At 47.0% G+C, this 20,168-nt stretch carries 15 protein-coding genes and 1 other RNA gene; 6 read left to right on the top strand and 10 right to left on the bottom strand.

Annotated elements, in window-relative coordinates:
* Window positions 1-73: 73 nt before the first annotated feature.
* A complete protein-coding gene (folB, locus tag QZW47_RS24270; protein WP_293132779.1) occupies window positions 74-439 on the top strand; it encodes a dihydroneopterin aldolase in 366 nt (121 codons plus the stop codon).
* Window positions 440-691: 252 nt separating this feature from the next.
* Here the strand turns inward: folB and nuoK are convergent, their stop codons facing one another.
* From nuoK to QZW47_RS24230, 8 genes are all read right to left on the bottom strand, one after another.
* Window positions 692-997 carry an NADH-quinone oxidoreductase subunit NuoK gene (gene nuoK, locus QZW47_RS24265; protein WP_228042566.1) on the bottom strand — a complete coding sequence of 102 codons (306 nt, stop codon included), beginning with the start codon at window positions 995-997 and terminating at the stop codon, window positions 692-694.
* A 156-nt stretch (window positions 998-1,153) separates the two neighbouring features.
* On the bottom strand, window positions 1,154-1,777 hold the full coding sequence (locus tag QZW47_RS24260; RefSeq protein WP_293132943.1) for an NADH-quinone oxidoreductase subunit J: 624 nt from the start codon (window positions 1,775-1,777) through the stop codon (window positions 1,154-1,156).
* 250 nt (window positions 1,778-2,027) lie between these two features.
* Window positions 2,028-2,606, bottom strand: a complete 579-nt coding sequence (gene ndhI / locus QZW47_RS24255) for an NAD(P)H-quinone oxidoreductase subunit I (protein ID WP_293132776.1) — start codon at window positions 2,604-2,606, stop codon at window positions 2,028-2,030.
* Window positions 2,607-2,723: 117 nt separating this feature from the next.
* On the bottom strand, window positions 2,724-3,842 hold the full coding sequence (gene nuoH, locus QZW47_RS24250; RefSeq protein ID WP_293132773.1) for an NADH-quinone oxidoreductase subunit NuoH: 1,119 nt from the start codon (window positions 3,840-3,842) through the stop codon (window positions 2,724-2,726).
* Between the two features lie 604 nt (window positions 3,843-4,446).
* Window positions 4,447-4,837, bottom strand: a transfer-messenger RNA (tmRNA) gene (gene ssrA, locus QZW47_RS24245).
* 268 nt (window positions 4,838-5,105) lie between these two features.
* Window positions 5,106-6,860 carry a serine/threonine-protein kinase gene (locus QZW47_RS24240; protein ID WP_293132770.1) on the bottom strand — a complete coding sequence of 585 codons (1,755 nt, stop codon included), beginning with the start codon at window positions 6,858-6,860 and terminating at the stop codon, window positions 5,106-5,108.
* A gap of 496 nt (window positions 6,861-7,356) precedes the next feature.
* The gene (locus QZW47_RS24235) at window positions 7,357-9,462 is read right to left on the bottom strand and encodes a glycosyltransferase family 39 protein (protein ID WP_293132767.1); all 2,106 of its coding nucleotides are present in this window, start codon (window positions 9,460-9,462) and stop codon (window positions 7,357-7,359) included.
* A 135-nt stretch (window positions 9,463-9,597) separates the two neighbouring features.
* A complete protein-coding gene (locus QZW47_RS24230) occupies window positions 9,598-10,167 on the bottom strand; it encodes a hypothetical protein (protein WP_293132764.1) in 570 nt (189 codons plus the stop codon).
* 515 nt (window positions 10,168-10,682) lie between these two features.
* Between QZW47_RS24230 and QZW47_RS24225 the strand changes: the two genes are divergently transcribed.
* Together QZW47_RS24225 and QZW47_RS24220 are read left to right on the top strand one after the other, a co-directional pair.
* Window positions 10,683-11,015 carry a DUF565 domain-containing protein gene (locus QZW47_RS24225; protein ID WP_293132760.1) on the top strand — a complete coding sequence of 111 codons (333 nt, stop codon included), beginning with the start codon at window positions 10,683-10,685 and terminating at the stop codon, window positions 11,013-11,015.
* A gap of 350 nt (window positions 11,016-11,365) precedes the next feature.
* A complete protein-coding gene (locus QZW47_RS24220; RefSeq protein ID WP_293132755.1) occupies window positions 11,366-12,466 on the top strand; it encodes a glycerate kinase in 1,101 nt (366 codons plus the stop codon).
* Window positions 12,467-13,028: 562 nt separating this feature from the next.
* On the opposite strand, the gene QZW47_RS24215 is transcribed toward QZW47_RS24220, so the two are convergent.
* Window positions 13,029-13,406, bottom strand: coding sequence for a hypothetical protein (locus tag QZW47_RS24215; protein ID WP_293132752.1), 378 nt, complete (start codon window positions 13,404-13,406; stop codon window positions 13,029-13,031).
* Between the two features lie 325 nt (window positions 13,407-13,731).
* On the opposite strand from QZW47_RS24215, the gene QZW47_RS24210 reads away from it, so the two are divergent.
* Window positions 13,732-14,259 (top strand): orange carotenoid protein N-terminal domain-containing protein, encoded by a 528-nt coding sequence (locus QZW47_RS24210; RefSeq protein ID WP_293132749.1) that lies wholly within the window; start codon window positions 13,732-13,734, stop codon window positions 14,257-14,259.
* A 296-nt stretch (window positions 14,260-14,555) separates the two neighbouring features.
* On the opposite strand, the gene QZW47_RS24205 is transcribed toward QZW47_RS24210, so the two are convergent.
* The gene (locus tag QZW47_RS24205; protein WP_293132746.1) at window positions 14,556-16,415 is read right to left on the bottom strand and encodes a PAS domain-containing hybrid sensor histidine kinase/response regulator; all 1,860 of its coding nucleotides are present in this window, start codon (window positions 16,413-16,415) and stop codon (window positions 14,556-14,558) included.
* A gap of 401 nt (window positions 16,416-16,816) precedes the next feature.
* Between QZW47_RS24205 and QZW47_RS24200 the strand changes: the two genes are divergently transcribed.
* Window positions 16,817-17,539 carry a response regulator transcription factor gene (locus tag QZW47_RS24200; protein ID WP_293132743.1) on the top strand — a complete coding sequence of 241 codons (723 nt, stop codon included), beginning with the start codon at window positions 16,817-16,819 and terminating at the stop codon, window positions 17,537-17,539.
* Between the two features lie 518 nt (window positions 17,540-18,057).
* Window positions 18,058-19,710: an alpha-amylase family glycosyl hydrolase gene (locus tag QZW47_RS24195; protein ID WP_293132740.1), complete on the top strand. Its 1,653-nt coding sequence runs from the start codon at window positions 18,058-18,060 to the stop codon at window positions 19,708-19,710.
* Window positions 19,711-20,168: the final 458 nt, after the last annotated feature.

The following is a 20,168-nucleotide window of genomic DNA, read 5'->3' as shown; positions in this document are numbered from 1 at the left end:
CAACGAAAGATAGATAAACTTTTATAGTTCAATGTAAATTAGTATAATTACTGCACTTTTAGTTTATTTCACAATGGATTGTATTCAACTTACAGGAATTCGCTGCTACGGCTACACTGGCTATCTACCCGAAGAGCAAGTATTGGGCCAGTGGTTTGAAGTGGATGTCACTCTCTGGCTAGATTTGTCAAAAGCAGGAAAAAGTGATGATATTGAACATACTCTCGATTACCGAAGCGCCATTAGTATGATTCAACAGCTAGTCAAAGAATCGAAGTTTTTATTAATCGAACGGCTAGCAGATACTGTTGTTCAAGCGCTTTTAGAACTGCCTTTAGTCGAAAAAGTTAAGCTACAACTCTCAAAACCTGCTGCTCCCATCCCTGACTTCGGCGGCCGAATTACTCTCGAAATTACTAGAAGCAAAGATAGTAATTAACTGGTTGCGAGTAAGGACACAGCAGTACCGTTTCCTGACAAGTATAATTTGAGCTTGCTGACGCGCATAGATGTCAGAAACCCGGTTTCTTCATAAATTTCTCGTTACTAAACGCAAAACTCATAGAAACCGGGTTTCTAGCCCCATGCCCCATCATTGAAACAGTCAGAAGTTTTCACAAATGACTAATGACAAATGACTAATGACAAATGACTAATGACAAATGACTAATGACAAATGACTAATGACTAATTACCACTTCAGCAAATTAAACTCTTCCATGTCTACGGTGTTGCGGTTGCGGTAAATTGCCAGGACGATCGCCAAACCGACAGCAGCCTCAGCAGCCGCAACGGTCACTACAAAGACAGTAAATACTTGACCTTTAATCTGTACAGGGTCAAGATAGTTGGAAAAACCCATCAGATTGAGATTGACTGCATTCAGCATCAACTCGATCGACATCAACACCCGCACTGCATTTCGGCTGGTAATTAAACCGTAAATGCCAATGCAGAAAAGTGCAGCAGCTAATAGCAGGAAATACTGGAGTTGCAGTTGCATAAATTTTTGAGTTGATCTCAGTCACAATTACTACAAAACAGACAGATACAGAAGCGGCGCATTTAAATTATCTATTTGGAACGAGGCTCAGAGCAACGTCCCACAAGAGTTTAATTAATTCTTGACACACAATTTAAATGCCGCAACAGCTTACTTGGTTTCGGGTGAAGAAACATCACCGGCTGAAACCAATTCGCGCGGGCGTTCCGGCAAACTAAAAGCTGGTGTTTCCGATTGCTTCATGGAGAGTTCATCCGCAAAGAAATCGCGGCGTGCCAACACAATTGCTCCTACCATTGCCATCAACAAAAACACTGATGCTAACTCAAAAGGTAGCAAATAGTCGGTAAAGAAGTGTTTAGCAATGGTGACAATTGAACTTTCAGCAGGTGCTCCCGTCGTCGTCACAATCGCCCAAGGAGTAGACACTACCATCGTGCCCAAAAGTGCAAACAAACCAGCACAAACTACTGCGGTGGCTACTTGACGCACCCAAGCGTTGGGAATTTTGCGGAAATCTTCTCGTTTGTTCACCAACATAATGGCAAACAAAATTAAGACATTGACAGCACCAACATAAATCAGTATCTGGGCTGCTGCTACAAAGTCAGCATTCAACAACAGGTACAAGCCGGCAATGCTGGTAAATACGCCACACAGCAGAAATGCTGAGTAAACGATGTTGGAGAACAGGACTACTCCTAATGCTCCGCCAATCATCATTAGTGACAGTATGACAAATGAAACAACTTGAACTCCTTCGGCTAGATTCACAATATTTAATCCTTTGTTAATTTGGCATTGGGCATTGGGCATTGGGCATTGGCCAAACAGGTCATTGGTCATTGGTCATTGGTCATTGGTCATTGGGCATTTGTTATTTGTTATTTGTTATTTGTTATTTGTTATTTGTTATTTGTTATTTGAAAAACTACTAACAACTAACAACTAACAAGTAACCACTAACTACTAACTATTCCCCATGCCCCATGCCCGATGCCCCATGCCCGATGCCCCATTCCCATTACTTACTTTCCTGAATTTCCTCTGGGCGAAGACCGGCGCGGCGATCGGTGTAGGAAACTTCATGAGGGTCGATCGCACCTTTGGGCAAATAAGCGAATTCCCGCAACGGTGTCACCATCGGGTCATCTGTAACCTTGTAAGGCAAACGTCCGAGGGCCACGTTGTCATAATTCAACTCGTGACGTTCGTAAGCAGCTAACTCGTATTCTTCTGTCATCGACAAACAATTTGTCGGACAATATTCTACGCAGTTGCCGCAGAAGATGCACACACCAAAATCGATACTGTAGTGCTTGAGCTGTTTCTTCTTAGTTTCTTTGTTAAATTCCCAATCCACCACAGGCAAATTGATCGGACAAACTCGAACGCAGACTTCACAGGAGATGCACTTGTCAAATTCAAAGTGAATTCTGCCCCGGAAACGTTCGGAAGGAATTAGTTTTTCGTAAGGATACTGCACCGTAACCGGCCGGCGTCTCATGTGATCGAAGGTCACGGCTAGCCCTTGGCCGATATACTTAGCAGCTTGAACAGTCTCTTTGGCGTATTCGCCTACTTGATTGAGGAATTTTAGCATCGTGTTCTCTTTCTTTCTCTCTCTGTACTTGAGGTTTTGGTAATTACTAATTGATAATAGGTAATTGGTTAACAGCTATTTTGTGTTTTTTAGCTATTGCCCTTTACCTATTATGAATTAACCGCCAAAAGCAAAGGGAAAGGCAAGTTTCAAAGCTGCGGTTAATAGCAAATTAACTAAAGCAACCGGAAGCAAAAACTTCCATCCCAAATCTAGCAATTGGTCGATCCGAACTCGTGGCAGAGTCCAGCGGAGTAGCACCGCCAGAAACAGGAAAAAGTAGGCTTTGAGCAGGGTCATTGTAATGCCCAATGTGCCGGTAATTACCTGCAACCAAGGAGTCGTCTCGCTTAATCCTAGGGCATTGGTGATGACTCCGACGGGTATTGGGCATTCCCAGCCGCCGAGGTACAAAACGGCTACTAGCAAACAAGAAAGAACGAGGTTAACGTAGGAAGCGATGTAGTACAAAGCAAATTTCATGCCTGTGTACTCAGTCTGATATCCTGCTACCAATTCTTCTTCTGCTTCAGGAAGGTCAAAGGGCAACCGTTCGCATTCTGCGAGGGCTGCGATCCAGAAAATCAGGAAACCGGCGGGTTGTCGCCAGACGTTCCAGCCGACGATGCCGTAGCCGGCTTGTTGGTGTACGATGTCGATCGTACTTAAGCTATTGGACATCATCACAACTGCCAATACTGCCAAAGCTAGGGGAATTTCGTAGCTGAGGGATTGAGCAGCGGCGCGGAGTCCGCCGAGGAGAGCGTATTTGTTGTTAGAAGCATAGCCCGACATCAGCAAGCCGATCGGCTGAACGCTAGAAAGAGCAATCCAGAGAAATATCGCTGTCCCCATATCGGCAATCAGCATATGTTCGCCGAAAGGTACGATCAAATAGGACAGAAAAACTGGAATCACGACAATGACCGGCCCAAGCGTGAACAGCAGCGCGTCAGCTTTTGCAGGTACAATGTCTTCTTTGAATACCAACTTCAGGCCGTCAGCAACGGGTGCTAGGACTCCGAGAGGGCCGAGGAATTCCGGGCCGATCCGCTGTTGAGCGGCTGCGGAAATTTTCCGTTCCAGCCAGACGCTAGTCAGTACCCCGAAAACAGCACCAACAACCATCAGTACCATTGGCAAAGGTAGCCAAAGCACGTGGGCGATGTCGGCAGGTAAGCCCAAATTTATGAGGGCTTCTACGAAACTTCCTTGTAAGTCAATTCCTGGGTTCATGTTTCCAGCTTTTGAGCGATCGCCATATAATTTTTCACCCGTCCTTCGTAGGAGTAGGCTTAGAGAGCGGGGAGTTTGTAAAGATTTTTAATGCTTTACCGCCTAATAGTATATCGCCCGAGAGCCCCGAAGAACGCACGGACGGGAGAAGTTCTAATTATCTGATCCCCCAAGCTAGCTAATGCGTTGGTAACTTATATGGCGAAGGAAGAAGGAAGAAGGAAGAAGGAAGAAGGAAGAAGGAAGAAGGAATAACCAATCAAACTAAGGGTTTTAGCTCCGAATAAGGAAGCAGATTTTAGGGTGCGTCAGTTGTGGATCTAGCACGAAAAATTAGGGTTTTCCGCGACGGGCACCTTATACCATTTATAAAAAACATTGCTACAAAAAAATATTGGGGTTGTTTCCTCAACTATTTGGGCTGGTGCGTCGCGGTGAGATTGTCTGTCAAATTTAAGGATTGTCAAGGGCGACGCACCCTACGGCTACTGGAGATTTGAGATTGAATGCCAAACAAAAGGGCTCGCGAGTTAACTCGCGAGCCCTTTTTCTGTTGTAAAGCGACTTTCAAATGGCTTAAACCATTGATTTTACGTCACCTTTGCGATGGAACTGGGCAGAATCGAACTGCCGTCCAAAATGGTTATTTACCTTCCGATCGTTCACAGGTTTATCCCCTCTAATCCTCGGGGCGGGAACCATCTTTATCCTAAATGGGAGGATTTTCTAGTGATTTCTTTCCCGGCTAGCCGACTAGAAGCGTTTAGCTAGGGCATCCGTTGGGGGTTGTTATGCTGCCTTTAACGGAGTTAAGCTGCATACACTCTGAACCAAGCTAGAGAAGTTTTTAGGCTACAGCTACGGCTTTACGAGCGAAAGGAACGATGTTGTTCGCATTTACTATTTTTTTTGAGCCGATATTAACGAGAGTAGACTCCCTCTCGACCTGCATCACGGAGCAGCTTTCGCCACCCTGTCGAAACCATTACAGCCCCTCGTGTGTTCTTGTATTATAGACAATATTTTGTATAACGTCAATTGGATTTTAGATTTTAGATTTTGGATTTTGGATTGAAGATTGAAGATTGGGGATTGATCTGGTGTCCGATCGACCGTTCGTAGTGCGGACTTCAGTCCGCTCTCCGGAAGCGGACTGAAGTCCGCACTACGAACCAAGAAACCGGGTTTTTTACCAAGACTGAGGGTTTTTAGCACATATTTTCGTTAAAAAACCCGGTTTCTGACCACCAGTGGGTGCTAAGTTTAATGCAAATTTTCGTCCCAGACGCCGATGTAAATGCGATCGCGCTCGTTGCGTTCGATCGTCCCTTTCAACGAACCTTTCTGAAAATTAAACCGATTGGTGCGGCGTTGCTGCACGTCGCGGAAGCCTTGCAAAATCTCCTTATCTGCGCCGCCCACCATCCCGTTTAAAGCGGTACGCACCACCAAATCATCCACCGACTGGGCAAAAGAACCCTCTGTTTGCACCAGTTGGTCGGAATCGCGATCATAAATATAGCCGAGAGTCACCCGGTTCGGCACTAATTCATAAAGTGCGGTGCGAGTATTTGGCCAATAGCCGCGGGTTTGAGATTTTGTGGGTTCTCCTAATGCAGCTACAATCTTAGGCTCCTCTGTACCAACGGCAAATCCTGGGATAGTGGGAGTCTTCTGATCTCTGGTTGTCGGTGGTTTGCTTGGTGCGGATCGATCGGGCGGCAATTGCTTGTCAACAAGTTTTTCCGTTGGTGTAGGTTGGGCAGCCTCAGGTGTTGGAGTTGGAGTTGGCGCTGGTGTTGGAGTTGGCGCTGGTGTTGGTGCTGGTGTTGGCGCTGGTGTTGGAGTTGGCGCTGGTGTTGGTGTTTCAGCAGCAGGCGGTGGAGTTTCTGGGCGAGGGCGAATTTGTGCGGGTGTGGGCGCGGGACTTGGTACGGGGGTGGTGCGTGCGTCTGGATCTGCGGGGGTCGAAGTGCGATCGTCCTTGTCGGACACCGGTGTGGGTTCCGCAGATTGTCGGTTGAGGAAAACCCTAGCAACACCCACTAAACCTGCGACCAGCAGGGCGATCGCCACCAACCCCAAAATCAACCAAATCTTGCGGTTGCTGCCGCCAGAAGGCACCACAGCAGGCACTGTCCTCGAATTTGCAGGCGACTGAGCGCCGTGTCCCGGCATCACTGCCACCGTCGGCCCGGTGTCAGGCGACTGCGAATGCAGCAATGACAACCACTCATCCACGGTAGCAGGGCGATTTTGAGCTTCTACCGTCATCCCCCGCATCACCGCTTGACTAACAAGCCCACTTAACTCAGGCCGCAAGTCGCGGGGTGAAGGCATCGGCTGGCTGGTACGCAAAATTGCCGCCACCGGCACCCTAGCTGTGAGTAAAGTGTAAAGCGTCGCCGCTAGTCCGTAAACATCGGTAGCTGGCGTATATTTTCCTTGGGCGAAATACTGTTCTGGCGGTGCGTAGCCGTCGGACACCATATTAGTGTGATTTTGGGTTGCACCTGCTGTAAACTCGCGGGCAATCCCAAAATCGATCAGCACGACTTCTTGAGTACCTTGGCGCAATAGAATGTTTTGCGGCTTAATATCTCGGTGCAGCAAACCCTTTTGATGAACTGCTTTCAAAGCAGCCCCAATTTGAGTGATGTAGAGAATTGCCAGATTTTCTGGGAGGGGATTGTTGGTACCGACTACATCGCCCAAATTCTGACCGGCTATGTAGTCCATTACCATGTAAGGCTGTCCGTCTTCCACAAAAAAGTCGCTGACGCGCACGATATTCGGATGGACGCAGGAAGCTAATCGCCTTGCTTCGTCTTGAAACTTGCGATCGAATTCGGCAAAATTGCGATCGCGTCGCAGAGACTCGTTGAGGGTTTTAATCACCACCGGCTGTCCTAAATAGCGGTGATTTGCGCGGAAAGTAATCCCAAAGCCGCCCCGCCCGAGTTCTTGTTCGAGAGTATATTTTCCGCCCTGTAAACTTTTGCCGATTAGTGCGTCCATAGGTCTAGTCGATCGCATACCAGATACTATGGCTGATTATTGCACGTATTAGTTAACGAACTTACCACTTCAAAAGGCGATCGCAAGAGATCTATTCTGCGTAAATCTCAGAAACCGGGTTTCTCTGTATATTTCTCGTCACCCAACTAAATACTCGAAGAAACCCGGTTTCTCGCCGCTTGCCTTATCAGAAACCGGGTTTCTCTGTATATTTCTCGTCACCCCACTAAATACTCGAAAAAACCCGGTTTCTCGCCGCTTGCCTTATCAGAAACCGGGTTTCTCTGTATATTTCTCGTCACCCAACTAAATACTCGAAGAAACCCGGTTTCTCGCCGCTTGCCTTATCAGAAACCGGGTTTCTCTGTATATTTCTCGTCACCCCACTAAAGACTCAACCGGGTTTCTCGCCGCTTGCCTAAATCTCATTTGCGTAAGTCATGTTCAACGTCATACCAGGTATGAGGATCGATCGCCAAAACCGCAGCATCCTAGACTATTGCAAAAACGCCTTTCTCTGAACCCTCGCAAGTTGGTACGCCCCGCGACTGTCCAACAATTGATATTGATTTGGCTGCAATCCGAATTCCACAAACTTGTGGGGATATCCCAGCACCAGAATTGTCGGAGAAGTGTGGTTGTTGGATTCCTCGATGTAGTCCTTCGCGCCTCTGGGAAGTCGGTAGAATGTCACCGGATTTTGGGTGTAAAAAACTAGACTCGGTTTCCAGAAACCTATCATCATCAACTCTTCCCCCGGCAGTTTTTGTTGAACAACAACTTTCGCTAACTCTCGAAGAGGTAACTGGCGGTTGATATCGACTAAATTGTAGGCTGGAGTCAAACCAAAGATGATAAATGCGACTAATCCGATGAAGTTAACTACCAAAATCCAGCGTTGTTGTCGCTTCCAGAGTAAAAGCGCGATCGCCCCCGCCGCCGTTATCCAAATTGCACCGCCTACCATCAGCAATCCCGACTGCTGAATAGCTTGCGGGAAATTGGGCATTGCCGGGTCGTCTCCCAGCCAGTTGTAGCAGTAGAAAGTGGCTCCGGCTATAATCAGTAAAAATACGATATTTAAAATGTATGTAACTAACAGCCCTCGCGGTAAAGAATTTGGTTTTTTCTCTAACTTTCCCGGTCGGTTTTGTGATAGCTTGCCTGTAACAATATCGTTCCACAGCAGCGTTACCAAAATGGCAGCGGCGGGAAGTAAAGGCAATACATAACTCGGCAATTTGGTCACGGAGATTGTGAAAAAAGTAAAGATGCAGCCGAACCAAAATAGAGCAAATAAACTTAATTGTGCCGATCGCGCTTGACGGCGCCAGTAACTGCGCTGCCAAAAACGGGTACGGGCGATCGCCACCGGCAAATAAATCGACCAAGGCGCAAAACCCACCAGCACTACAATAAAGTAAAAATACCAAGGCGCCGAGTGTTTGTTGACTACTTCGGTAAAGCGCTGGAAATTGTGATAGCCAAAAAAGCTATCAATATAAGTTTGACCGTTGGCTATTGTAACGAGAATAAACCAAGGCAGGGCGATCGCCAAAATAATCAAGATTCCTGACAGCGGACGCATTTCGCGCCAAAGTTGCCGAAAATTCCCCAAATACAGCGCGAAGCTGCCAATAATCAGCGCTGGGATGACAATTCCCACAGGCCCCTTAGCCAGAATTGCTAAGCCAATTAGTACGTAACAAGTCAGATACCACTTATTGGGAAATCGCCCAGCAGCAACGGTGGAAAATTCGGCTTTTTCTCTCTGTTCTTCGAGGGTGTAACCGAGGAAAAATGCCAGAAGTGCCGAACACATACAGGCAACTAATAGCATATCTGAAACCCCAGTCCGCCCCCAGGCAATAGTTTGCGGATTTAAAGCGATTAGCGCCGCACCAATCCAAGGAGTAGAAAGAAACAGTGGGAGACTGGGAGATGGGAAAAATTTTGCTTCTTCCTCATTCCCTGTTCCTTCTTCCTCATTCCCTGTTCCTTCTTCCTTCTTCCTTCTTCCTTCTTCCTTCGATCGCGATAAAGTGTAGAATCCGAGACAAGTCAGGGCGATCGCGCACAAAGCCGACGGAAGTCGCACAGCCCACTCGTTCACCCCCAGAGTCTGGTAAGCCACAGCCATCAGCCAGTAAATCAACGGCGGTTTGTCAAACCTGGTTTCGGTGTTGAAATAAGGAGTGATCCAATCTCCTGTCACCGTCATTTGACGGGCGGCTTCGGCAAACAGCGGTTCGGTTTCGTCAACTAAGCCAATGTTGCCGAGATTCCACAAAAAAGCCACCGAGGCGATCGCACACAGCCACAGTACCGATAATAGCAAAGGTGCGATCCTCTTCGAGGGCTTCGCTAACGGCCGATGCCTGTAATATTCTGACAAATTTTTAATAACTTCCTTCACCCAAACTTCCTGCGATTTTAGATGTAAAATTTTAGCTCGCATAGAGAGTTTACCGAAAGATTCGCCCGATCGGAAACTGGAAATTCGATCGCACCTCGTACAACTCAAATTTTGCACCGTTCTCCACAAAATGCTCGAAACCCGGTTTTGCGAGCCAAATCTCCACTCCCAACTAGGTAAATCCACTGAATTAAACGCCAAATATCGATCGCTAAGAAGATTGCTATGTATATCTAGTCCCTTGTCATTAGTCCCTTGTCCCTAGTCCCTAATGACCTGTTTGACAACAGTCAACAGTCAACAGTCAACAGTCAACGGACTTCAATGCCGCACAGTTAACTGCCATTCTGCGGCTGTGCCATTCCAAGCAGGCGAGGCTGTCTCTCCGGCGACGTAAGGCCCCCAGTAGCGGCGGGAACCATCTTGAGCAAAAACCACCAAAATGTCTCCCTGTTTGATTTGTAACTTCCCCTCCGGCAGCGATAGCATCAGTCCCTTGCCGCCGCCTTCTCCCGGCGCAAAATCCCAGTGGGCAGGTTTCCCGTAGGATTTCTCGGCTTGCCGTTTCGACAGCAGGGCCACTCGTACCGGGTGTTCGCTGCGGTTGCTGACGCGCAAACTGCCCGCGGCTTTGCCATTGACAGGGATTGAGGAATTACTTTCTTCCTCGGGTTCTGGGGGTACGTCGGGTTTTGGCGCTTTAGCGGTGTTTGGCGAAGCTGTGGTGACTCTCGAAACGGCTGGTGTTCGGGGGAGTGCGGTGGCTGCTGAGGGCAAATCGATCGAGCGATTTGCACCGTTGGAGATGGTGATTTCAAAACGTCCGAGAAACATTCCTGTAATTAGGGCGATCGTCACTCCAATTAATATCTGGTAAGTTTTAAGTGTCATAAATTTTATGCTTAAAGAATAGTCTGCATACCCGCAATTAGTCATAACTATCTTTAATGTAGAACCTGGGGCTGCTGTGCCACAAGATGAAGCTACACTTAATTACTTGACTGTTCCCAGCCATAACTGGGCGATCGCACAATACCATCTTAGATGTTAAATTTTAGATTTTAGATGGCGGCATACTCACCCGGTAAGGATGGAGATTTGTTGGCGGCGGGGATTTTTTAACGCAAGCCCCAAAACAGCTACAAGCTCCCAGACTGTTGAGAAACGAGCGAAAAATTTGAGATTCCTGTTCAATCTCCCAGATTCAAGACCAGAGTAAATCTAAAATCTAAAATCTAAAATCGACGGGTGCATCTCAATGAAGGCAAATATGTTTGTAGGGGCGAAGCATGACCGCAGTCAATATGGGATTGTAACTAATAACTTATATGCGGTCATGCTTCGCCCTCTTCAAAAGTGAGATGCACCCAAAATCTACCGACTAAGTGGCATAACTTTTCAATTCTATGCAGAATACCCGAATTAACAGATTGATTGATGTTCTCGGCGAGCAATTAGCAGGCTGGGCGAGTAATCCTTGGCGCCGGATTTCGCTGCTGCTAATTAGTTTGCTGTTCGGTACTTTTTTGGGAACAGCTATTTCGACGATCGCCGGACAAGCCGCTAATTGGGATATTATCACTGCGGGGCTGTTGGTGTTGGTGACGGAGTTGGTGAATCGGCTGGTTTACCGCAGCAGGCGAGAGGTAGCCAGTTCTTTGTGGGTGGAAATGCTTAATGCTCTCAAAATTGGTCTAACTTACAATTTATTTGTCGAAGCTTTCAAGCTTGGTTCTTGAAAAATGGTAAGATATCTGTCGCTGGGAAATATTATTTGCCTAAAACTAGCTTCGGTCTAGAAAGTTTTGATACAAGCTAAGAAAGCGCAATAAAATTAGTTCGTAGTGCGGACTTCAGTCCGTTCTTAGGCTGCGGACGCCAGGACGCACTACAAACCGTTTTTATTATGGTAATCGACGGGACATGATATCATCAAATCCTCAAATCTAAAATGGTTGAATCGTTCGTAGCGCGGACTTCAGTCCGCAGGATTTTGCGGACGCCAGGACGCACTACAAACCGTTTTTGTTATGGTAATCGACGGGGCATGATATCATCAAATCCTCAAATCTAAAATCTAAAATCTAAAATGGTTGGATCGCCTGTAAATCCTGTTGAAATTTTACACCGCTGGCGATCCTCGAAGAGGCTCGCTCTCGACTTCGATCGCCTCGCCTGTTGGGAAGTTGCCGATAATGGGCGATCGCGCGCTTTTAACATTACTCCTGACAATGCAGCCGATGTTGTCCGCCACAAAACCGATTTATTTTTGTCTCTGCTTGACGATTTGCATAATTTTCCCGTAAAGTCAAGTGTTTTTCTCGAAAGTTTGTGGAATCTGTGGCTGCCGCTGGCTATGCAATTAGCGACTGAAAAACAAAGTTTAAGCCGGACTTTAATTCAAGGCATTTTAGGAGTCCAAGGAACCGGAAAAACTACTTTATGCCAAGTTTTGACGCTGATTCTGGGAAAATTGGGATATTCTACAGTTAGCCTTTCTCTAGACGATCTTTATAAGACTTATGCCGATCGCCAAAACCTCCAAAAAGCTGACCCGCGATTGATTTGGCGCGGCCCCCCCGGTACTCACGATATTGACTTAGGAATCTCGGTTTTAGACAAGTTGTGCGCTTCTAAAACTGCTGAATTAACAGCATTTGACAGTCCCAAAATCGAAATTCCCCGGTTTGAAAAATCTGCCTGGGGAGGTGCGGGCGATCGCAGTCAATCAGAACTTATTTGCGGTGCGGATATTGTACTGTTTGAGGGTTGGTTTGTCGGCGTGAATCCAGTGGCTGATGCCAGATTGAACGAGTTTTTGGCTGCGGCGCCGTTTCCGATTTCTACAGAGGGCGACTGTCAGTTTGCGCGCGATATGAATGCGAAGCTACACGACTATTTGCCGCTGTGGAAGCGATTAGATCGGTTGATGGTTTTGTATCCCCGAGATTACCGCTTTTCTCAGGTGTGGCGCAATCAGGCGGAACGGGAAATGATGGCTGCGGGGAAGTCGGGAATGTCTGAGGCCGAAATTAATCGGTTTGTTGAATATTTCTGGAAGGCGCTGCATCCTGAATTATATATTCAGTCGATGCTTGAGGGCGATGGCGTGCATTTGCTGGTGGAAATTTTGGCCGATCGCGCGATCGGCAAAGTCTGTCGGGCGATCGACTTAAAATCAAGCCTTTAGCGACACAACAATGTTCATAAGTCCCAACTTAAGCATAGAATACTGGAAAAATCTCGCTTCTATCGTAATCTAGATCCCCCTAAATCCCGCGAATCGTTGCGGCGACTTTGAACACTTCCCATCCCCCCCTTTTTAAGGGGGGTTAGGGGGGATCGAGACGCTTGATACAAACCCGAGAAACAAATAGTTTTAGACGTTAAGTTAACACTTATCAACAGTCAAGCGTAATGGATGCGGACTAAAGTCCTCACTACAAACCTGTAATGGATGCGGACTTAAGTCCTCACTACAAACCTGTAATGGATGCGGACTTAAGTCCTCACTACAAACCTGTAATGGATGCGGACTTAAGTCCTCACTACAAACCTGTAATGGATGCGGACTTAAGTCCTCACTACAAACCTGTAATGGATGCGGACTTAAGTCCTCACTACAAACCTGTAATGGATGCGGACTTAAGTCCTCACTACAAACCTGTAATGGATGCGGACTTAAGTCCTCACTACAAACCTGTTCGTACCTACGTATATAGGCTCTGCGTACCAGATTGATAATTGCTAAATTAGCTACCAGGAGTACCGAGTTCGATCGCCTTTTTCACCAAATCATCGGTAACATTTCCCGGCGCACCTGTGGGGTTAAGTTCCTTAGCCATCGACAGAAAGTCATCGGGATTTCCCTGTGCATCTGCCGGCATTGGGATTTCTTGAGGGGCGGGAATCTCAAATTTAGGTGCTGTTGCAGCAGCGGCTGCTTCGGCGCCGGCACTTGTGCGATCGATGTCGCTAACGCTAAATTGTTTTGAAGCTTCGTAGTCGGCGGATACATCAACCGTCGGTAACTTTTGTTCTCCAGCTTCTACGCTTTCAGTTATCTGTTGAGCATCAAATGTTTGAGTGTTATCTAATTCTGTATTCACTTGAGGATTAACTTCAGACATAGCCGACTCCTTGTTACTTTTTTTAAACAATTCAATAAGGTTATTTTGGCTAAAATTCCTGTTTTTTGCATCTACCCGCAGATGTATCGTTTGCTTCTATCTCAAGGATGATTTATTTGATAATGTTGACTCGGCCTTAGGCGAGTTTCCCAAAATAAGGCAACTCTCGACCAGCACGAAACCCATACACAATAAGCAATTCCCAATCATAAAATCTCAAATCTTAAATCTAAAACCTAAAATCGCATTACCTCTCGGGGATGGTGACTTGCACTGACAAATGTTGATATTCATATATTCTGAAAGCATTTTAAGGAACATATTTATGAACTCACCCGCCGCCACCAATTCTCACGCTCTGTCAAACGATACTCAAAACATGGTTGAGAAAATCAACGGGTTGGGTACAGATGAAAAACTGGCACTGCTGTACTTTATTTATGAAAAAATGGGAGATTCAATTACACCAGCCGCTCCCGCCGCGGCTGAACCAGAGTTAGCTCCCATGTTGCTGAATGATTTTTACAACCTTTCCCATGACCAACAACTGAATATCATGCGAGGTATTGTCAATCGCAATGACACGCCTTATTCTCACGCTTACGGAGCTTTGACTGCTAACAATCAGTTGGTGGTTTGGTATGCTTGGGCTGTTGGTATGGGGGAAAGAATTGTCGATATCCCCGAAGGATATGAGGCAACTGAGGCTGTGAATGGCATTTTAGGTCAAATAGAAGCTCTTGATTTTGAACAGCAAATTTCGGTGCTGCGCGACGTAGCTAATAATATGGGCTACACGGATGTTAAACCAATTGCTACTCAGGCTCAAGTTGGTAAAACTTCTAGTCTTTAAATCTGCCTCGACCCTGGAAGCCTCTAACCGACTCCAACTTTTGTCCGGCTCTGCGGACTGAAGAATAAAGCAGGTATTAAAGCCGAATTTTGTGCAAAACCTGCGGACATAAATAAACCTCAGAAATGTCCGCAGGTTTTGCTCTTATTTCCGGTTTGAATCCTTTTTTTTGGGGGCAGCGGTACAGTCTGTGAAGGCGGCTTTTTATCGAAGCGCAGCGTCGGCGATGGCAAATTTGGCGAACTCACAATTACAATTATAAGTATCTGAATGTGAGTTAGTTACACTGTTTGCTGTCAGGGATTGAGTTGTTTAGGATGAACTTTTCGCGGAATTTCGATTTGAAATCTCGAACCTTTTTCGAGTTGACTTTCGGCAGTCATTGTGCCGTTCATCATCTCGACTAAATAGGCGCTAATCGCTAGTCCTAAACCGGTGCCTTGATATTGGCGAGTTGTGGTTTGGTCGGCTTGGCGGAATTTGTCGAAAATGTGGGGCAGATCTGTTTCACTGATGCCGATTCCTGTGTCTCGAACGGCGATACTTAGCCGATCGCCATTTAATTCCCCTACCTCAATGGAAATGCAGCCCTGGTGCGTAAATTTAACCGCGTTGGAAATCAGATTGACCAAAACCTGCCGCAGGCGCAACTTGTCATTAACTACTAATTTATGTTGCAAGCCCACGCAGACGCACATTGCTACATCCTTGTCGCTGGCTTGATTGCCAAATTCCAGGGCGGCATCCATGACTAAACGCGCTAAATCAAATTCTGCAATTTCTAATTCTGTGCGGCCGCTTTCGATTTTGGAGAGGTCGAGGATATCGTTAATCAACACCAGCAGGTTTTTGCCGTTGTTTAAAATGCGCCCCACCATATCTATTTGCTGGGCCGTCAGCAGTTGTTTGTGCTGGCGCAGCAGCAATTGGGAAAAGCCGATAATCGCATTCATCGGAGTTCGCAATTCGTGCGACATGGTGGCCAAAAATTGCGATTTTAACTTTGCTGCTTCTAGCAGTTGCAATTTTTGTTGTTGAATGCGCCGCCCCTGATTTTCTAGTTCTTGCTGCTGGCGAACTAGCAGCTCGTTTTGCAACTCTAAAAGCTCTTCCTGTTTTTTTAATTTTTCGATCGCCCGGGCGCTGTTAATCGCGATCGCAGCTTGTTTTCCCATCACCGCCAGCAGTTGCGCCGAGCCCCTGTCAATGGCGGTGCTGTCTTTCTCGTTCCCGATCGCCAGCACGCCCAAACGCCCGGTGTCCCCAGACTCGATCGCCGCAGCACAGCCCGCCGCTGATACCGAGTCGCCCGACTCAGAGCGCCACAGTTGAGACTCTCCCGTCGCAAACGCTTTCAACAGCAGCTTTTCTTGCACGTGCGGGGTGTGACCTGCACGTGCAAAGTTGGTCGCGCGCCCGACAGCGCTGAGTTTGAGGTCGCTGGAATCGCACTCTGGGAGGGCCACCAGACAAAATTCTGCTCCGGCGATCGCCTCCACAGTCGCGTCCGCTATTGCTTGCAACAGTTCGCGCAAGTTACCCGCGCGCTGGCCCAACAGATTTGTAAATCGCTCGATCGCCTGTAAATCGCGTACTGCGTCCATTTTGTCGCACAAATTTTCGGTTTTAATATTAGTTTCCGAGGACGCTTCACGGGGCAAAAATCCTGGTTCTGCTGCGGGCTGGCTTTGAGTTTGTTCGATCGCCTCCATATCTGTGTAAGTTCCCACCCACTCCAAAACCTCATGACTGTCAGGGTTAGCGGGCGCTCCTCGGGCGATGTTCCAGCGGTAAGTACCGCACCGCGCCCGGAGACGAAATTGTATTTCGTAACTTTGGGGCGGGATCTGATCCGTGCGCGATCGCGCCAACAGACCAGCACGGTCATCTGGGTGGACGCGGGCGAGATAGCCGAAACCCAAACCTGCTGATGCTGGTACTCCCGTGTACTCTTCCCAGCGATCGCCTAAATAAGTCGCCCAGCCGCTGGCATTTACTTTCCAAACTATATGAGGAATTTCCGACCACTGGCGATCGTTCTGAGTTTGGCGATCGTCAACTTGTAGTTGGGGGGATTTTATTTCTGATGCTTTGTATAGTATTTCCGCCTCGGCCAAGTCCGAGCGAAAAGAGTTATTGCTGTGATAGTGAGTCATAACTGGTTTTATAAAAAATGACCAATGAACTTGAGGCCTAACACCGATAAACAAGGAGTGCTGCTAGCTTTATTGATTTTGACGTACCAAGTGCATCAAAAGTTTTTATACTTTCAACTTACCCAGGTACTGCTATCTTTACCTCTATCAAGGGGCGGACAATGGGATAATTCATGTAAACTGTTATAACATTGAGAGCGTAACCAGTCCCGATCGCACTTTCTGGCCGCTCTGTGCAAAATAACTTAAAAAATTACTTGCAATCTTGACGGCTGCATGAGTATGCTGGAAAAAGATGTGCGGGCTGTTAAACCCTAAATCAGGACACATTCTCAAAATTACTCAGCTTAGCTGAGTGGGTTGACGATATTTTAAAAGTTTAGCGGACTATTGGAAGAAAGATGAGTAAAATTCGCGTTGCATTGATAGAAGACCACGACCTGACAAGAGTAGGCATCCGCACAGCTTTACAACAGCGTGACACTATAGAAGTTGTCGGTGATGCCGCTAACGCTACAGACGGATTGAAACTGCTTCAGTCTTCAAAACCTGACGTGGCAATCGTAGACATTGGGTTGCCGGATTTTGACGGCATTGAACTGACACAAAAATTCAAAAAATCGATGGTAGCCGAGTCTGATCCCGATACCAAAGTTTTGATTCTGACTTTTCAGGACAACGAAGAAGAAGTCCTGGCAGCTTTTGCGGCCGGAGCTGATTCTTATTGCATGAAAGATATCAGCTTCGATCAGTTATTAGATGTCGTAAAAGTAACTCACGAAGGTAACTCTTGGATCGATCCGGCGATCGCCCGCATCGTCCTAAAACAAGCTAAAACTAAGGAGTCTGCACCGGAAGAACCGAAGCATGAGGGCAAAAGAGTTACAATTAAGGCTGCCGAACCCGAGTTCAGTCACATCATTGAAACTTACCCTTTAACCGAGCGGGAGTTAGAGGTTTTGGAATTGATCGTGCAGGGTTACAGCAATGCTGCGATCGCCGAAAAGCTGTACATTACTGTCGGTACGGTCAAGACTCACGTCCGCAATATTTTGAACAAGTTGTGCGCTGATGACCGAACTCAAGCGGCCGTTCTCGCCCTCCGTTCCGGCTTGGTTGGATGAAGCGCGACGGTCAGCTAAAAAGTAGTTAAAAGTAAGGTGCGCGGGACGCACCTTACTGACGAAAACCTAGGTGTTGGCGGCGCGCGGGTCGAGTCATTTTTTCGGATTTTTTAGGGTGCAAAATGCACGCTTTACTCTCGAAAATCTCGGCTGCGCCATGGGCGCCAGCAACCGAACAGTTAAGCTGAAAAAAGCTATAAATTAAGTCCGCATCTATCCATGTGCAGATATTTAAAACAATATTTTTATAAGTTAATCCACCTTGAGATAGATGCAAGCTCGGGATTGGATTATTCATAATTATGGTTGAGCCAGCAAAAGTTAAATAAATTTAGCTTGCACTGCCGAACAGGGGCGAGTTCACTTCATAAAATGTAGCCTCCAGCGCCAAATACTCCGACTTTTAGGAATAGTTAAGCATTTACAGAACTTATATCTACAGAGTGATGCCTGAGTTCGCTTGAATTTGCGAAATTAAAAGTATCAACTGCTACTTACATATTCTAAAAAGAGGCACTATGGCCGCTCCAATTGAATTCAAATTATTTGCTCCCTATAATAAAGGAGCTGCCTTGATGGGGTGTTTTTCTAATTGGGAAGAAATTCCGATGGAAAAGGACGAAGAAGGTTATTTCCGCACGCTAGTAGAATTGAAGGATGGCGTTTATCAATACAAATTTAGGGTGCAATCGAAAAGCTGGTTTCTGGAAGCAGATCAGTGGGTAGATGTGGTAGATCCCTACGCGACTGATATCGACGATCCCACTCAAAACGGCGTGGTGAGAGTCAAAGATGGCGATCGCATCGTGGATACCTACGTGTGGCAGCACGATGACAAACCGCTACCAGCCGATCGAGAATTAGTAATATACGAAACGCACGTTGCCGACTTTTCCGGCGGCGAAGCAGATCCCCTCGCCCGCGGCAAGTACGAGCACGTCGTCGAAAAACTCGATTACCTAGTCGAACTCGGCGTTAACGCGATCGAACTCATGCCCCTCAAAGAATACCCAGGCGATTACAGTTGGGGCTACAACCCGCGCTACTTCTTGGCTGCGGAGTCCAGCTACGGCACCACCGCCGAACTCAAAAACCTGATAGACGAGTGTCACGGGCGCGGGATTCGCGTCATCATCGACGGGATTTACAACCACTCCGAATCATCCAGCCCCCTCACCCAAATCGATCACGATTATTGGTACCACCACGCCCCCCGCGATGCTGACAACAATTGGGGCCCAGAATTCAACTACGAATTTTATGACGACAACTTAGGAACTTACCCGGCGCGCAAATTCATCGGCGATACAGTCCGCTATTGGATTCAAGAATACCATCTCGACGGCATTCGTTTCGACGCAGCGCGGCAAATTGCCAACTACGACTTCATGCACTGGATAGTTCAAGAAGCCAAAAATGCCGCAGGCCCAAAACCGTTTTATACTGTTGCCGAACACATTCCCGAAACTCCCAGCATCACCAATCTAGAAGGCCCGATGGACGGCTGCTGGCACGACAGTTTCTATCACTGCATTGTCGAACATATCTGCGGCGATACCTTTGATTTAGAGCGCCTCAAAGACGTAATTGATGCCAAGCGGCAAGGTTTCTTGGGTGCTACAAACGTAGTCAATTATTTGAGCAATCACGACCACGATCGCGTGCTGTCAGAATTGGGCGATCGCGCGATTTTGGATGAAGCAGCATTCAAGCGAGCGAAGTTGGGTTCTGTGTTGTTAATGACAGCAGTAGGCGTACCGCTGATTTGGATGGGCGAAGAATTTGGCGAATATAAAGCCAAAACGATCGAGCAAGCTAAAATTGATTGGACGCTGCTAGGCAATGACATGAATAAAGGTTTGTGGGAATACTACAAAGGCTTGATTCACCTCCGCAAAAACAACCAAGCACTTTACACGGAAAATATCGATTTTTTCCACGAAGACATCGACTCAAAAGTGTTTGCTTACACTCGCTGGAACGATGAAGGCTCGCGAGTTGTTGTAGTGGCGAATATGTCGGAAAATTATCTAGCTGGTTACAGTGTTCCCCACTTCCCTGCCAATGGAACTTGGCACGAATGGACGGGTAATTATGATGTGGAATCGGGCGATGATAATATTATGATTGACTTGCCGGAATACGAAGCCAAAGTGTTTGTCTGGCAGTAACTTGTCTTATTAAGTCCGCTGTAACGACAATCAAATAAGTTCGTAGTGAGGACTTCAGTCCTTCTTGATGCGGACTAAAGTCCTCACTACGAACCTGGCAATCTCATAGGTTCGTAGTGAGGACTTCAGTCCTTCTTGATGCGGACTAAAGTCCTCACTACAAACCTGGCAATCACATAGGTTTGTAGTGAGGACTTCAGTCCTTCTTGATGCGGACTAAAGTCCTCACTACAAACCTGGCAATCACATAGGTTCGTAGTGAGGACTTCAGTCCTTCTTGATGCGGACTAAAGTCCTCACTACAAACCTGGCAATCACATAAGTTCGTAGTCAGGACTTCAGTCCTTCTTGATGCGGACTAAAGTCCTCACTACAAACCTGGCAATCTCATAGGTTTGTAGTGAGGACTTCAGTCCTTCTTGATGCGGACTAAAGTCCTCACTACAAACCTGGCAATC

Origin of the sequence: Microcoleus sp. bin38.metabat.b11b12b14.051 (genome assembly GCF_013299165.1) — a bacterium.
In the GTDB taxonomy this organism is placed as follows: Bacteria; Cyanobacteriota; Cyanobacteriia; order Cyanobacteriales; family Microcoleaceae; genus Microcoleus.
The sequence above is the reverse complement of the archived record's forward strand: the minus strand, read 5'-3'. Positions and strand labels throughout refer to the sequence as shown.